At 65.9% G+C, this 13,390-nt stretch carries 17 protein-coding genes; 15 read left to right on the top strand and 2 right to left on the bottom strand.

All coding sequences use genetic code 11. The annotated features are described in order from the left end of the window. The first annotated feature begins 8 nt into the window (after positions 1-8). Positions 9-443, top strand: coding sequence for a DUF1801 domain-containing protein (locus HOP12_02250; GenBank protein NOT32973.1), 435 nt, complete (start codon positions 9-11; stop codon positions 441-443). 22 nt (positions 444-465) lie between these two features. Here the strand turns inward: HOP12_02250 and HOP12_02245 are convergent, their stop codons facing one another. After that, entirely contained in the window at positions 466-639 is a 174-nt protein-coding gene (locus tag HOP12_02245) for a helix-turn-helix transcriptional regulator (protein NOT32972.1), read from the bottom strand. Positions 640-777: 138 nt separating this feature from the next. Here HOP12_02245 and HOP12_02240 point away from each other — a divergent pair, with 138 nt between their 5' ends. Continuing rightward, entirely contained in the window at positions 778-1,119 is a 342-nt protein-coding gene (locus tag HOP12_02240; protein NOT32971.1) for a hypothetical protein, read from the top strand. Further along, a complete protein-coding gene (locus HOP12_02235) occupies positions 1,116-1,445 on the top strand; it encodes a hypothetical protein (GenBank protein ID NOT32970.1) in 330 nt (109 codons plus the stop codon). Before HOP12_02240 ends, HOP12_02235 begins: the two co-directional genes overlap by 4 nt. A gap of 375 nt (positions 1,446-1,820) precedes the next feature. Here HOP12_02235 and HOP12_02230 read toward each other — a convergent pair whose 3' ends face one another. Next, complete coding sequence (locus HOP12_02230; GenBank protein NOT32969.1) at positions 1,821-2,681, bottom strand: tyrosine-type recombinase/integrase; 861 nt, start codon at positions 2,679-2,681, stop codon at positions 1,821-1,823. A gap of 254 nt (positions 2,682-2,935) precedes the next feature. Between HOP12_02230 and HOP12_02225 the strand changes: the two genes are divergently transcribed. The 12 genes from HOP12_02225 (at position 2,936) to HOP12_02170 (ending at position 13,346) form a co-directional block, all read left to right on the top strand. Then, complete coding sequence (locus HOP12_02225; protein ID NOT32968.1) at positions 2,936-5,335, top strand: PQQ-binding-like beta-propeller repeat protein; 2,400 nt, start codon at positions 2,936-2,938, stop codon at positions 5,333-5,335. Between the two features lie 19 nt (positions 5,336-5,354). Then, positions 5,355-5,777 (top strand): DUF1801 domain-containing protein, encoded by a 423-nt coding sequence (locus HOP12_02220; protein ID NOT32967.1) that lies wholly within the window; start codon positions 5,355-5,357, stop codon positions 5,775-5,777. Positions 5,778-5,833: 56 nt separating this feature from the next. Further along, on the top strand, positions 5,834-6,052 hold the full coding sequence (locus HOP12_02215; GenBank protein NOT32966.1) for a hypothetical protein: 219 nt from the start codon (positions 5,834-5,836) through the stop codon (positions 6,050-6,052). After that, on the top strand, positions 6,049-6,489 hold the full coding sequence (locus tag HOP12_02210; GenBank protein NOT32965.1) for a hypothetical protein: 441 nt from the start codon (positions 6,049-6,051) through the stop codon (positions 6,487-6,489). The genes HOP12_02215 and HOP12_02210 overlap by 4 nt, the downstream gene beginning before the upstream one ends. Positions 6,490-6,498: 9 nt before the next feature. Next, positions 6,499-6,894: a DUF1801 domain-containing protein gene (locus HOP12_02205; protein ID NOT32964.1), complete on the top strand. Its 396-nt coding sequence runs from the start codon at positions 6,499-6,501 to the stop codon at positions 6,892-6,894. 214 nt (positions 6,895-7,108) lie between these two features. Then, on the top strand, positions 7,109-8,566 hold the full coding sequence (locus tag HOP12_02200; protein NOT32963.1) for a T9SS type A sorting domain-containing protein: 1,458 nt from the start codon (positions 7,109-7,111) through the stop codon (positions 8,564-8,566). A 179-nt stretch (positions 8,567-8,745) separates the two neighbouring features. Continuing rightward, positions 8,746-9,597: an MOSC domain-containing protein gene (locus tag HOP12_02195; GenBank protein NOT32962.1), complete on the top strand. Its 852-nt coding sequence runs from the start codon at positions 8,746-8,748 to the stop codon at positions 9,595-9,597. A 419-nt stretch (positions 9,598-10,016) separates the two neighbouring features. Next, a complete protein-coding gene (locus HOP12_02190; protein NOT32961.1) occupies positions 10,017-10,352 on the top strand; it encodes a type II toxin-antitoxin system RelE/ParE family toxin in 336 nt (111 codons plus the stop codon). 13 nt (positions 10,353-10,365) lie between these two features. Next, the gene (locus HOP12_02185; protein NOT32960.1) at positions 10,366-10,695 is read left to right on the top strand and encodes a helix-turn-helix transcriptional regulator; all 330 of its coding nucleotides are present in this window, start codon (positions 10,366-10,368) and stop codon (positions 10,693-10,695) included. A 184-nt stretch (positions 10,696-10,879) separates the two neighbouring features. Continuing rightward, positions 10,880-11,473: a YihA family ribosome biogenesis GTP-binding protein gene (locus HOP12_02180; protein ID NOT32959.1), complete on the top strand. Its 594-nt coding sequence runs from the start codon at positions 10,880-10,882 to the stop codon at positions 11,471-11,473. Next, positions 11,473-12,558 carry a histidine kinase gene (locus tag HOP12_02175; GenBank protein ID NOT32958.1) on the top strand — a complete coding sequence of 362 codons (1,086 nt, stop codon included), beginning with the start codon at positions 11,473-11,475 and terminating at the stop codon, positions 12,556-12,558. The genes HOP12_02180 and HOP12_02175 overlap by 1 nt, the downstream gene beginning before the upstream one ends. Continuing rightward, the gene (locus HOP12_02170) at positions 12,555-13,346 is read left to right on the top strand and encodes a response regulator transcription factor (protein NOT32957.1); all 792 of its coding nucleotides are present in this window, start codon (positions 12,555-12,557) and stop codon (positions 13,344-13,346) included. Before HOP12_02175 ends, HOP12_02170 begins: the two co-directional genes overlap by 4 nt. Positions 13,347-13,390 lie beyond the last annotated feature (44 nt).

The raw sequence follows: 13,390 nt of genomic DNA, 5'->3' as shown, positions 1-13,390 counted from the left end.
GAAGCGCGGTGCCTGAACCCAAGACGAAGAAGACCACCGCCAGCGTGCAGGCCTTTCTTAAGAAGGCGGCGAAGGGCGATCGCTACGACGCGTGTCAGTTCCTTCTCGAGACGTTCGAGCAGGCGACCAATGACAAGGCAGCGATGTGGGGCCCCGCCATCGTCGGCGTGGGCGCCGAAACGATGACCTACGCGAATGGCGACCAGCGCGACTGGCCGATTGGCGGATTCTCGCCTCGGGCGCAGAACATCGTGCTCTATGGCATGCAGGCGTCCCCCAGGCACGCCACCCTGATGAAGAAGATCGGGAAGGCGACGATGCGTGGGGGATGCATGTACATCAAATCGCTCGAAGGCGTCGATCAGCAGGTTCTGGCCGAAATGATCACAACCGCCATGGCCGCCAAGGTGCAGCGCTACCCTTCGAAGGCGAGGAAGAAGTAGCCGCGTATCTCCGAGCCCGCAATCAACCTCGAAGTCGTTCCACGTCGCGCAATGGGGGCTCACCAAAGAGGCGCTTGTACTCCCGGCTGAAGTGGGATGCGTCGTCGTAACCCACCTCGTATCCGGCAGTGGCGGCGTCAAAGTCGCCGGCGAGGAGAAGCCGCCGGGCCTCCTGAAGCCTGAGCGTCGAGGCGATGGTGCTTCGGGAGCCCTGGTTCGTTGTGCCAGACTCGGGTCCGCGAGCGGGATGACATGCTTCCGGGTCAGTGCTGCGCGAGAGCGGCCGGGTTCCGGCAGCCGTGGCACCTCCGGTAGAGTGGCGCCCATGTCACCCATGGAGAGGATCTACGATCCGATCACTCGCGGCCGACTCCAGCAGCTGGCCGAGGCCGGTTTCGGAGACATGATCAAGGCGGTGGTCGATTGCCGGCGCCGGGTGATGGCGGTCGGAGGCGAGATGCACGCCGATGAGGAACAGTGGCTGCTCGACAACGGCTCGCAGCAGGCCGACCTCTGGGGCATCAACCTGTACCCGGCAGATGCGTCGGAGGGCTGGATCGAGTTCGACTCGATGATCAACGTGCGCCCCGCGCGGGGCAATCCGAGTCGCGGCGTCGAGAGCGCAGAGGTGCGCGATCTCATCCGTGCGATCGTCGCGGAGCTGATTCGGCCATGAGCTTCCATCACGTCGCCCTTGCGGCGGGTCGCTGGCACACCCTGTCGCTGATGGAACAGATGGGCAATGCCGGCAGTGAGGTCTCGCGCGCCCTGCGCGCACGCAGCAACGGGAACCCGGCCCGGGAACGAGCGGCCCTCGATCGTTTTCTGGAACTCATGGACCTGACGATCTCCGACCCGCGCCTCGCGGGCCGTCGCAAGGAACCCTGCCGCGTGCGGGAAGTCGTGTGCGACTACTTTCTCGGCGGAAATGTCTACCGCTCGACGCCCGACTCTCTCAATCGGTACTTCATGCCCTACGCGGTCGCCGCAAGGCGGGAGTGACCACCCCCCTCACCCCTCGTCGCCTCGGTCGATCCCCAGCTCCGAGTCAAAGTTCTCGAGCACAGTCATCTGGATCCAGCTCTGCACTTCGACGGCCTCGGCGCACATCAATCCGTCGGTCACTCGCGCGTATCCCCCACAGGTCTTCAGCGTGCGAGACGTCGCTCCTGCGCCAAGCGGAACGCGACGCGCGGCGATCACTTCGTTCGTCTGGTGCGACCACAGGATTGCAAAGGCCGGATCGATTGTTCCCGCGTCGACGATCGGCGCGCGGTGACGAGATTGCGGCCGGGCGCCGCACCGGTTCCTACTCGACCATCTGCAGGCCCTCCGCCTTGCGCCGCCTCAAAGCGATACTCTGCGCGACAATCGCCTTTACCGTGGATCATCCATGCGGCGGGACGCCTTCCGCACCTTTGCCACGCGCTCCGCTTCGCGACGGACGAGGTCATCGGTCACCCGCGCGTAGCGCATGGTCGTGCTGAGGTCGCGGTGTCCCAGGATCTGCTGCAGTACAGCCAGGTTGCCGCCAGCCTCCAGCCACCGGATCGCGAACGTGTGCCGGCAGCGGTGCACGTGGAAGCCGGTGATGTCGCTCACCCGTCTCACACGACGTGAGAACGAGCCGGGGCTTCGCGGCGAGAACGGATTGAGGGGGCCATCGATCTCGCCGATCTCCTCGATCAACCCGGGGGAGAGCGGCACGCGCCGCACACGGCCCGACTTGGTGTGCGCGATCTCGAGCAGACTGCCGCGCACGTCGTGGCGCGTCACCTGGCAGGACTCGGCCCAGCGGAGCCCGGTCTCGAGCAGCAGCCGCAGCACGAATCCGGCGCGGCCGGGGAACCGCACGAGATGCGCGACCTCGGGCTCGCTCAAGCCGCGCGCCAGTGTCTCCGCGATCCGCGGCATCACGCGGGCGGGGAATGGCGTGCGCTCGAGGATGCCGGCGTCGACCGCCCACCTCAGGAAGCACCGCAGGTCGCTCAACACGTGCATCACCGTGTAGGGGCTCAAGTGATGATCGTGCTCAAGTTCGAGCCGGAACTTGCGGATGTGGTCGCCGGACAGTCGACGCAGCGAGATGTGAAGCAGCGAGCCCGCGACGTAGCGCGTGAACCGACACGCGGCGAGCCGCTGGCCCTTCACGTTTCTGGCGGTCGCGACGTAGGTCTCCAGCCACCGCCAGCCAGCCTCGTACCAGGTGGGCTCGCGCTCAGGCGTCGGCAGGGACAACTGCAGGCCCCGCGGGTTCCCGGGTCTCCGGCACCTGTTGCGCATGGCGACACCTCCGGCAGGGGCGTTGACACACGCGCGCCAAGAATGGGCCAGGCCCCAACCCGTGATGCGCGCGCCCCCACTCACACTGCACGTCCGGGGCCGCATCCTCTAGACTCTTCACCTCACAATCCTGCTGTCGAAGGCGGCCAGTCCCCCCGGCTGACTCGAAGCCATGGAAGCATCTCGATCGAGCACCGGAGGTCCGTGGCATGAGCCTGCTCACCCAGCGCCTATATGGCTACGTCGTCGCCCTCGCACTCTCGCTGCTGCTTGTCACCGCAGGCATCTCGCTCGCCCAGAGTGTGGACACGACGCTGTGGGTGGCGAATTCCCAGGTGCTGTCCTTCGTGCGCGACGGTGGACTGCTCTACATCGGCGGCAGCTTCAACCATGTCGGCCCACCCACCGGGGGTGGTGTCGCGATCGATGCGGGAACGGGTGCTATTCAGCAGCCGTACCCCAAGGTGATCGGGACCGTCTTTGCCATCGCCGCGGACGGCAGCGGCGGCTGGTACCTGGGCGGCATCTTCAGCTCGGTGCGCGGGCAGGCGCGCAACAATCTCGCTCACATCGACGCATCGGGAGCCCTGACGGCCTGGAACCCGAATGCCAACGCAACCGTCCGCGCACTCACGGTGAGCGGCGGCAGGGTCTACGTGGGCGGTGAGTTCACCCAGGTCGGCGGGCAGGGACGCGATCAGATCGCCGCCGTCGATGCGACGAGCGGCGTGCTCGAGGCGTGGAATCCCAACTCGAACAACATCGTCGAGTCGTTTGCCGTGAGCGGCGACACGATCTACGTCGCGGGCTCCTTCACCAGCATCGGCGGGCAGACACGCAATCGAATCGCGGCACTCGACGCCTTAAGCGGTGCGGCGCTGGCCTGGAATCCGAACTCCAACGGCGCCGTCAATGTGGTGGTCGCGAGCGGCGGCCTTGTCTATGCGGGCGGCTCCTTCACGACCATCGGCGGCCAGTCGCGAAGCCGGATCGCAGCACTCGACACCGCGACCGGACTCGCCACCGCCTGGAATCCGTCGGCGAACACCGCAGTGTTCGCCCTCGAGGTCAGCGGAAGCACGGTCTACGCGGGCGGCGGGTTCGTGACCATCGGCGGTCAGCCGCGCAGCTTCATCGCGGCACTCGATGCCAGCAGCGGTGCCGCGACGTCTTGGAATCCGGTGTCGAGCGGCGCGATCTTCGCTGTCGCGGTCGAAGGCGTCACGGTCTACGCGGGCGGGAATTTCGCGACGATCGGCGGTCAGACGCGCGCGCGGGTCGCGGCACTCGACGCGGTGAGCGGTGCCGCCACCGCGTGGAATCCGAACGCCGGCAATGGAGTCAACGCGGTGGCCGTGAGCGGCGGCATGGTCTACGTGGGCGGCGAGTTCACCAGCATCGGCGGACTGTCTCGCAACTCCCTCGCGGCACTCGATGTCGCGAGCGGTGCGGCCACCGCGTGGAATCCGAACGCGAACGGCGGTGTCAATGTGCTGGCCATGAACGGCAGCACGCTCTACGCGGGCGGGAGCTTCACGACGATCGGCGGACTGACGCGCAACCGGATCGCTGCGATCGACGCCGCGAGCGGCACTGCGACCACCTGGAATCCCAACGCGAACGCGAACGTCAACGCCCTGGTGGTGAGCGGCAGCACGCTCTACGCAGGCGGGAACTTCAGCTCGATCGGCGGGCAGACCCGCGGCGGGATTGCCGCGATCGATGCAACCAGCGGGGCGGCCACGCTCTGGAACCCGGTCGGAACCGGCCTGGTCAACGCGCTGCTGCTCAGCGGCGGAAAAGTCTACGTGGGCGGCACGTTCACGACCGTCGGCGGTCAGCCGCGCAACCGAATCGCGGCGATCGACGCATCCAGCGGTGCGGTCACGGCCTGGAACCCGAACTTCAACGGGGGCGTCAATGCCCTCGCCATGGGCGGCACCACGCTCTACGCCAGCGGCAGCTTCACCTTGCTCGGCGGTCTGGGTCGCAACCGGATCGCCGCAATCGATACCTCGACTGCCGCTCCGACCGCCTGGAATCCGAACTGCAACAACCTGGTCAGCGCTTTGGCGGTGGGAGGGAACACGGTCTACGCCGGCGGCACGTTCACCAGCATCGGCGGACAGGCGCGTACCAATCTGGCCGCCCTCGATGCGGCGACCGGCCTCGCCGTCAGCTGGAACCCGACCCCGAATCCCGACTTCACGGTCGGTGCGCTGAGCGTGATCGGAAGCACGGTTCTGGTCGGCGGGAACTTCACGAGCATCGCCGGACAACCTCAGTCCTGCCTGGCCACCTTCGGCGTTCATCAGTCGGTGTCGGTGGGTGACGGCCCGGGTGCCGTGCCCGGAACGATCACCGTGATGCCCAATCCCATCCGGTCGGCGGCACAGATCGAGTACGCGGTTGCGAGATCGGGTCGTGTGCGCCTCGAGATCCTCGACGTCACAGGTCGCGTCGTTCAGACTCTCGTCGATCGATTCCAGACTACCGGACGTCATGCGACCGCGTGGGATCATGCCGCGCGATTCTCCAGCGGCGTCTACTTTGTTCGAGTGATCGCGCCGGGTCAGACGGAGACGACCAAGCTCGCGATCGTGCGGTAAGCCGCAAGGGGAGGATCCCGTGATCAAGACCAAGCCGAAGCCGAAGGCCAAGACCACGTCGAAGGCGAGCAAGCCAGCCAAGTCCGTCACGGATTGGCGAGCAGAGACTCTCGACCGCATGCGCGAGCTGATCCTCGAAGCCGATCCCAAGATGACCGAGGAGCAGAAGTGGCGGAAGCCGTCGAATGCGATGAAGGGAGTCCCGGTCTGGTCGCACGACGGCATCGTCTGCACCGGGGAGTCCTACAAGAATGTCGTGAAGCTCACGTTCGCGCGCGGAGCCGGCGTCCCCGATCCCTCGCGTCTCTTCAACTCCAGCCTGGAAGGCAACACGCGGCGGGCGATCGACATCGCCGAAGGGGAGAAGATCGACGCGCGCGCGTTCAAGGCGCTGGTGAAGGCCGCGGTCGCCCTGAACGGCGCGTCGACGAAGAATCGGTAGGCCCTGAGACAACTTGCTTGCGAGGAACCCACCACTCGTCTTCAAGGGAGGTCCCAGTGAACTGGAATAAATGGATTCGGCAGACTCACCGCTGGCTGTCCATCGCCTTCACGTTGACCGTCATCGCCAACTTCGTCGTCATGGCGCGCGGGACACCTCCGGCCTGGGTCACCTACGCACCGCTGCTTCCGCTCGGCTTGCTGCTGTTCACGGGCCTCTACATGTTCGTGCTGCCGTACGTCACCAGGCGGCGCAGCGTGCAACGCGCCCAGTGACCGCGCGACCGGCCGCGGCGAAGGCCCGCAAGCCCGCGTCGCTGCCCAAGTCCGACGGGGACGCCGGCGTGAAGGCGTTCATCGCCAGCCTCGAACCCTGGCAGGCCGCCATCGCCAGGCGCGTCGATGCGCTCGTCGTGAAGCATGTGCCGCGTGTGAACAAGGCGATCCGGTGGCACTGCCCGTTCTACGGAGTAGAGGGGCAGGGCTGGTTCCTCGCCTGCAATGCCTTCCAGCGCCACATCAAATTCAGCTTCTTCAAGGGAAGCTCGCTCGAGCCCGCTCCGCCTATCGGCAAGTTCAAGGACGTGCGCTCACTCGATCTACGCGAGTCGGACAAGCTCGACGAGAAGCAGATGGCGGCCTGGATCAAACAGGCGGCCGCCATCCCCGGTTGGGACGGCGGAGCCAATCGCTACGGCGGAGCCAAGCTCTAGGAGGAGATCATGAAGAAGTCGGAAGCGCCCCAGGTCGAGTCGGCATCGAAGCTCATCTCCAAGCGAATCGCCGAACTCGGAGACTGGCGCGGGAAGACGCTCAGCCGAATGCGCAAGCTCATCAAGGCGGCGGATCCGAGCGTCGTCGAGGAGTGGAAGTGGATGGGCACGCCGATCTGGTCGCACGACGGCATCATCTGCACGGGCGAGACCTACACGAAGGTCGTGAAGCTGACCTTCGCCAGGGGTGCCTCGCTCAAGGATCCGAAGCGACTCTTCAACTCGAGCCTCGAAGGAAACGTCCGCCGCGCGATCGACATTCCCGAAGGTGAAGCGGTGAACGAGTCCTCGTTCAAGGCGCTCGTCCGCGAGGCGGTCGTCGCCAACCTTTCCGGCACCACGTAAGTTCGGATCGGACGACCAGTGGCGGCGACCAAGTTAAGCACGATCCAACACACATCATGAATGGCATATTCAGCGGACGCGTGATGCTGCGCTGGCTAGAATGCGACGTCTCAACCGCGATAGCCGATAGATCGACGACGGGCACACACTAGTTTCGTAGCGTAGCGATCCACGCTTTCCCCCGCTGCCCTCACCCCTTGAAGGAGCTCTGAGCGTGCTGCGTTCGACCCTGACCGCGCTGTTGATGACTTGGCTCACCGGTACTGCCTTCAGTCAGAACCTCATCGACTTTCACCCGGCTGCTACCTTCGGCGTCGGGGGCAAGCCCGCGGGCGGCGTGTTGTTCGACTTCACTGGCGATGGCTCACTCGATCTCGCGATTTCGAGCGACAACCCCAACAAGATCGAGTTCTTCGCGAATCAAGGCGACGGCACGTTTGGGGCTCCGGTCGCATTGCTGACCGGGAATGAGACGGGCCCCGAAGGTCTGGCGGCCGGAGACTTCAATGCCGACGGACATCTTGATCTCGTCGTCGCGCTGTTCGGCACCAGCAGCGTTCAGCTCGTTTTGGGTGACGGCGCGGGAAACTTCACGCTGGGACCCTCTGCCACCGTGGGCGTTGAACCGAGTGTCGTCGTCACCGCGGACTTGAACGGAGACGGATTCGTGGACGCCGCGGTCAACAATCGCGTTTCCGGTGACATGTCGGTGATTCTCAACAATGGGGCGGGAGGGTTGCTGAGCGCAGTCACATACCCGGTCGGCGACCAGACGCGATGCATCGCGGTCGGCGATTTCTCGGGTGACGGCGTTCCGGATCTTGCGGTCAGCGCTCGCGACAGCCGCAGGGTGCGGCTCTTTAAGAACATTGGCGGAGGCGCCTTCCAGATCTTCCGCGATCTGTCGATGGGATCCATCCTCAAGCCGCAGGGCGTGGCGATGGCCGATCTCGACGGGGACGGCGCGCTCGACCTGGTGACCGCATCGTCCGGGACGACTCCGGGGCAGGAGCACCCGAGCGTCTTCCTTCAAAACAATGGCGGTCGACCGAACATCTGGGTGGGTCCGGTCAACGGGACAGCCCTGCCGGGAGTAGAGCCGACCGGCATCGCCGCTGCCGATTTCGACCTCGACGGGCTCATCGACGTGGCAACTGCGAACGCCGCTACCAACAACGTCTCAGCAAACAAGAATGGCGGCATCGGCATCTTCACGATCCCGAATGTGTTCGCCGTCGGCTCCAATCCCAGTATCCAAGTTCTTCTGACCGGCGACATCGACCGCAATGGCGCACCCGATCTGGTAACGATCAATGAAGACAGTGAAGACGTCTCGGTCCTGCTGAATCGGATGCAGGGAACCGTGTCGGTCCGGAGCCCGAATCCGGGCCGAGGCCCTCATCTACTACACCCGGCGAGCCCGAATCCGCTCACATCCTCGACGTCGCTCGACTTCGACCTTCCGGTTGCGGCGAGCGTTCACATGGCGATCTACGACGTGACGGGGCGAAGCGTTCGCACGCTGGAACGCCGCGCGTTGGCGGCCGGCCGTCATCGCGTGACGTGGGACGGCACGGCGGACCACGGTGGCCAGCTGCCCGCCGGCGTCTACCTGGCGCGGCTCTCTGCGGGTGACCGAGTCGAAACTCAGCGGATTGTTCTGGCGCGCTGATATGGAGCGACCCTAGTTCAAGACGATGATCGAGGCGGCGGTGCTGGCGTGGGTCGTCCTCGAGGGTCCCGTCGTCCTCGCGCCCAACAGCGGCGAGGCGTCAGGCCAGCTCCGAGCGCTTAACGATCTGGCGTCCGCGCGATTGACCCCAGGCGCGCTGCCCCTCTACCGTGCCGAGCATGCGAGTCGGGACCCTCTCTCAGTTGTGGCGCTATCCCGTCAAGAGCATGGGCGGGGAGCGCCTGGACACTGCCGCGTTGTCCCTGCGCGGCATCCCAGGTGATCGCGGCTGGGCGGTGTTCGACGAGTCGCGAAGTGGAGTGACGACCGCCAAGCGCCTGCCGCCGCTGCGCGCTTGCCGCGCGCGCTACCCGAGCGAACCCGACTCGCGCCTCGGATCACCGCCCGCCGAGATCACCCTTCCGGATGGGACCATGGTCTCGACGGATTCGGCCGAGGCGACTCTCCGGCTCGGCGAACTGCTCGGACGCGCGGTCTCACTCTGCCCCCTAGGACCCGCCGGAAGCGAAGCAGCCCCACGCATCACGGCGGCGGGAGAGTCGCCTGACACGATCCGCGCGCTGATGGGGATCCTGCCGGGTGAGCCGGAAGCCGACCTGAGCGCATTCACCCCCGAGCGACTGCGCTTGCTGCGCCACGGCAACTTCTTCGACGCGTACTCGATTCACCTCATCACCCGCACTACCTTGCGAACTCTCTCGCGTCTCGCCCCGGAGTCCGACTGGGACGAGCGCCGCTTTCGCGCCAACCTGCTGGTCGAGAGCGACGACGACGGCTACCCCGAGCTCGCGTGGGTGGGGCGGCGCCTGCGCGTTGGCACGGCGCTGATCGAAGTGGTCATGGGCTGCCCGCGGTGCGTCATGGTTACGCTTCCGGAAGACGACCTGCCCCAGGATCACCGCATCATGCGAACGCTGGTGCGCGAGACGCGCCACACCGCGGGGATCTACGCGAGCGTGGTGGAGGAAGGCGGCGTGCGGGAGGGAGACCCCGTCGAAGTCCTCGACTGATCTCGTCGTGAGTAGAGCCGGGGTCCCAAGCCGACAATCTCGACCGCTGTCGCCGACCACGCTTCCGCCTTCGCCAGTGCCGGAACTGCACACGATCGACCTCGCGCTACGGTAGCGGGCTCGCGCAACAGCTGTACACCGGGCTGGAGTGCTGGGCAGCCGAGAACGGCTCCAAATGGCTGCGGCTCGGCGTGATGGTTGGCAACGCCCGCGAGGAGCGACTCTGGGTGTCGCGCGGGTATCTCGAGACGCGCACCCGGCCGGTCGGGTAAGCAGGGTCTCTCGCGGAGCCGACGGGCGCGCGTTGCCCAGGGATTGCGGGGTTGAGACCATTACGGATGCGCGAGTTCAGGTCGAAGAGCTGTCGGCCGAAAATCCTTATTGACTAACATGTCCGATCAGACATAGCCTTCGAGTGCATGGATGCGCACGACAAACTGATCGTCTGGCTTCATGGTGACGTCAAAACACCTCCGTTCTCTCGAGAGGCCCGGATCGAAGCCGGAGTCCTGCTACGGCGACTTCAGCGCGGAAAAAAGCTCTCCCTGCCCCAGTCGAGGCCAATGCCTGTGATTGGGCACAACTGTCACGAGCTTCGGATCGTCGACAGACAAGTGACCTGGCGGATCGTGCTCTCGGTTCAGGCCGATGCGATCGTGATGCTCGATGTTTTCGCCAAGAAGACCGGACAAACCCCCGATCACGTGGTGAGCACCTGCAAGCGTCGGCTCAGGGCTTACAACGCGAACGATTGACCCAGGAGCGATCGTGAACTCCACGAAGCGAAAGCGGCTCGAGTCCGCTGGCTGGAAGTTTGGAACTGCAGGTGAGTTCCTGGGCCTGTCACCCGAGGAAGCGCACATCGTCGAGCTGAAGCTGGCGCTGGCCGACTCTCTCCGGCGCCATCGAGAGAAGCAGCACCTCACTCAGCTTGCTCTTGCCAAGAAGTTGGGGTCCAGCCAGTCGAGAATTGCCAAGTTGGAATCCGGCGCACCTGGCGTCTCCATGGATCTCCTGTTCCGAGCGCTATTCGCTGCCGGCGCGACCCCCGCTGACATCGCGCGCGAGCTGCGGCCCAAGAAGCGCGCCGCGGCGTAGCGTTCACCCGGACTCCCAACGGGTTCGCCGAACTGAGTTCGCCACACGCGCGGCCTCGAGCCAGCGCATTGCGAGCGTGTGCCGGCAGCGCTGTACGTGGAAGTCGGCAATGCCAGTCCTAAGCGTCGTCCTCGTGATGTGCTCCCGCCGCCGAACCCGTAGGATGCCGGCGGAGGTGCGCGAGGTGAAGATCAATTCAGTCGAATTCGTGATGAGTGCGGGCAATGCGCGCGAGTGCCCCGAGGGCGCGTTGCCCGAGATCGCCGTGTCGGGGAGATCGAACGTGGGGAAGTCCTCGCTCATGAACTCGCTGTTCGGGCGCAAGGACCTGGTGATGGTGTCCGCCACACCCGGCAAGACGCAGCGCCTGAACTATTTCCTGGTCAACGAGAAGTTCCACATCGTCGACCTGCCCGGCTACGGGTTTGCGAAGGCGCCGCCCAAGGTGCGCGAGCAATGGGCCCGCATGATGCAGGAGTTCCTGCGCACGCGTCGCCAGCTCGTCGCGATGATCCAGCTCGTCGACGTTCGTCACGACCCTTCGCGCGAGGATCGCGAGATGGTGCGGTGGCTGCTCGACGAGCGCATGCCCTTCTGCCTGGTCGCGACCAAGACCGACAAGCTGGCTTCGAGCAAGCGAGAACCAGCCATGCGCGCGATCGCGACGACGCTCGAATTGCCGGCGGATCAGCCGATGGTGGGCTATTCGAGCCACGCCGGAGAGGGACGCCCCGCGTTGCTCGCATGGGTCGGGCAAGCGCTTTCGGCTGGCGAGTAATGAGCACGACTGCAACTCAGGCAAAACCGCAGGGCCTCGCGCTGTTGCTCGACTGGCGCCGCATCCGGTTCACGCTGATCCTCTCGATCGCATTCGGCCTGCTGTTCAGCTTCGGCTGGACGTCGGGGCTGCCCTCGCTCCTGATCCGCACGGTTCTGCTGGGCCTGCTCGCGATGCTTGCGTTCGGACTGTTCGAGCAGTGGCCGAAGCGGCTGCCCCGGTGGCTCGCGCGCTGGGTGCTGCAGGTGGTGGCCGTCGCGGCGACCATGCCGAGCGCCACCTTGTGGATCTACATCCTCTCGACCGCACCCGGCGCGCCGCCATTCTGGAAGGACTCCGATCGCCTCAGTGGCTTCGGGTTGCTCACGGTGCTCGGGCTGCTGCTGGCACCTTGGGTGGCGCTCGGGGCAGTGGTGCGACAGAAAGATGCGCTGGCGCGCCATCAGGCGCTGGCCTTCGAACTGGAGCGCACCAAGCTCGAGGGCCAGGCGGTGGATGCGCGGCTCCGCCTGTTGCAGGCGCAGGTCACTCCGCACTTTCTGTTCAACACGCTGGCGAATGTCCAGGAGCTGGTCGACTCAGGGTCGCCGCAGGCCGCCATCGTGCTGCGTAGTCTCGTCGCCTATCTGCGTGCATCGGTACCGCGGCTGAACGAGACGGCCACCACACTCGGTCAGGAGCTTCAGCTGGTGCAGGCGTACCTCGAGCTGATGCACATGCGCATGCCCGATCGGCTTCAGTTCGCGGTGCACGTCGATGACACCGCACTCGCGCTGAGCTGTCCGCCGATGACGTTGCTGACGCTGGTCGAGAACGCGGTGCGCCACGGCGTCGACCCGAGCGAAGAAGGCGGCCGCATCGACATTCACCTGCAACGGCGCGGCGAGCGCTGCGTCCTGCAGGTCGTCGACACCGGCGCAGGCCTGCGGCAGTCGGTCGGCGGACTCGGGACCGGACTCTCCACGCTGCGCGAGCGACTTCAACTGGCGTTCGCCGGAGATGCACAGCTGCGCGTGAGCGCACAGCATCCGCGGGGCGTGTGCGCCGAAGTCGAATTCCCCGCGCGCGGCACGGCGACCTCATGAGCCCGCACCCAACCGCGCTGATCGCCGACGACGAGCCGCTGCTGCGCGAGGCCCTGGCGCGCCAGCTCGCTCAGGCATGGCCCGAGCTCGAGGTGGTCGCTCAGGCGCGCAATGGACGCGAGGCGATCAAGCTGTTCGAGTCATTCGAGCCCGACGTCTGCTTTCTCGACGTTCACATGCCGGGCATGTCCGGCGTCGAGGCAGCGCACCAGATCGGTCGCCGCGCGCATCTGGTGTTCGTCACCGCTTACGACCAGTACGCCGTGCAGGCGTTCGCGCAGGGTGTGCTGGACTATCTCGTGAAGCCGGTCGAGCAGGAGCGCCTGACCGAGACCGTGGCGCGCCTGAAGGAGCGGCTGCAGGCTGCACAGCCGGCGCCGAACACCGAGGCGCTGCTGCTGCAGCTCGCGGCGCAACTCGCGCAGCTCCAGAGCGGCGCGGATCCCGAGCCGTTGCGGTGGATTCGCGCGCAGGTCGGGGAGACGCTGCGCTTGATCCCGGTCGACGACATCGACTTTCTGCGCTCCGACACCAAGTACACGATGGTTGCGTGGCGCGACGAGGCCGGTGCGCCGGCCGAAGCGCTCGTTCGCATGGCGATCAAGGAGCTGGCGGCCCAGCTGGATCCCGCCCAGTTCGCGCAGGTGCATCGATCGGTGGTGGTCAATCTGCGCGCCATCAGTCACGTCACACGCGGTGAGAACGAAACGGCCGACGTCCACCTGAAGGGCCGCACGGAGGTGCTGCCGGTCAGTCGCAGCTACCTCCACCTGTTCCGCCAGATGTAAGCAGCCGCGGTTCGTCGGCCCAGAGCGTGCCTCACTCGCCTCCG

Source organism: Candidatus Eisenbacteria bacterium (genome assembly GCA_013140805.1).
Classification (GTDB): domain Bacteria; phylum Eisenbacteria; class RBG-16-71-46; order RBG-16-71-46; family RBG-16-71-46; genus JABFRW01.
Note: the sequence above shows the minus strand (reverse complement) of the source record. Positions and strands in the feature narration are given on the sequence as shown.

Bases quoted from the DNA above. Each gene is read 5' to 3' on its own strand.
- HOP12_02205 (NOT32964.1), top strand. From the start codon at position 6,499: ATGAAGAAGTCGGAAGCGCCCCAGGTCGAGTCGGCATCGAAGCTCATC.
- HOP12_02195 (NOT32962.1), top strand. From the start codon at position 8,746: ATGCGAGTCGGGACCCTCTCTCAGTTGTGGCGCTATCCCGTCAAGAGC.
- HOP12_02240 (NOT32971.1), top strand. From the start codon at position 778: ATGGAGAGGATCTACGATCCGATCACTCGCGGCCGACTCCAGCAGCTG.
- HOP12_02190 (NOT32961.1), top strand. From the start codon at position 10,017: ATGGATGCGCACGACAAACTGATCGTCTGGCTTCATGGTGACGTCAAA.
- HOP12_02175 (NOT32958.1), top strand. From the start codon at position 11,473: ATGAGCACGACTGCAACTCAGGCAAAACCGCAGGGCCTCGCGCTGTTG.
- HOP12_02170 (NOT32957.1), top strand. From the start codon at position 12,555: ATGAGCCCGCACCCAACCGCGCTGATCGCCGACGACGAGCCGCTGCTG.
- HOP12_02225 (NOT32968.1), top strand. From the start codon at position 2,936: ATGAGCCTGCTCACCCAGCGCCTATATGGCTACGTCGTCGCCCTCGCA.
- HOP12_02235 (NOT32970.1), top strand. From the start codon at position 1,116: ATGAGCTTCCATCACGTCGCCCTTGCGGCGGGTCGCTGGCACACCCTG.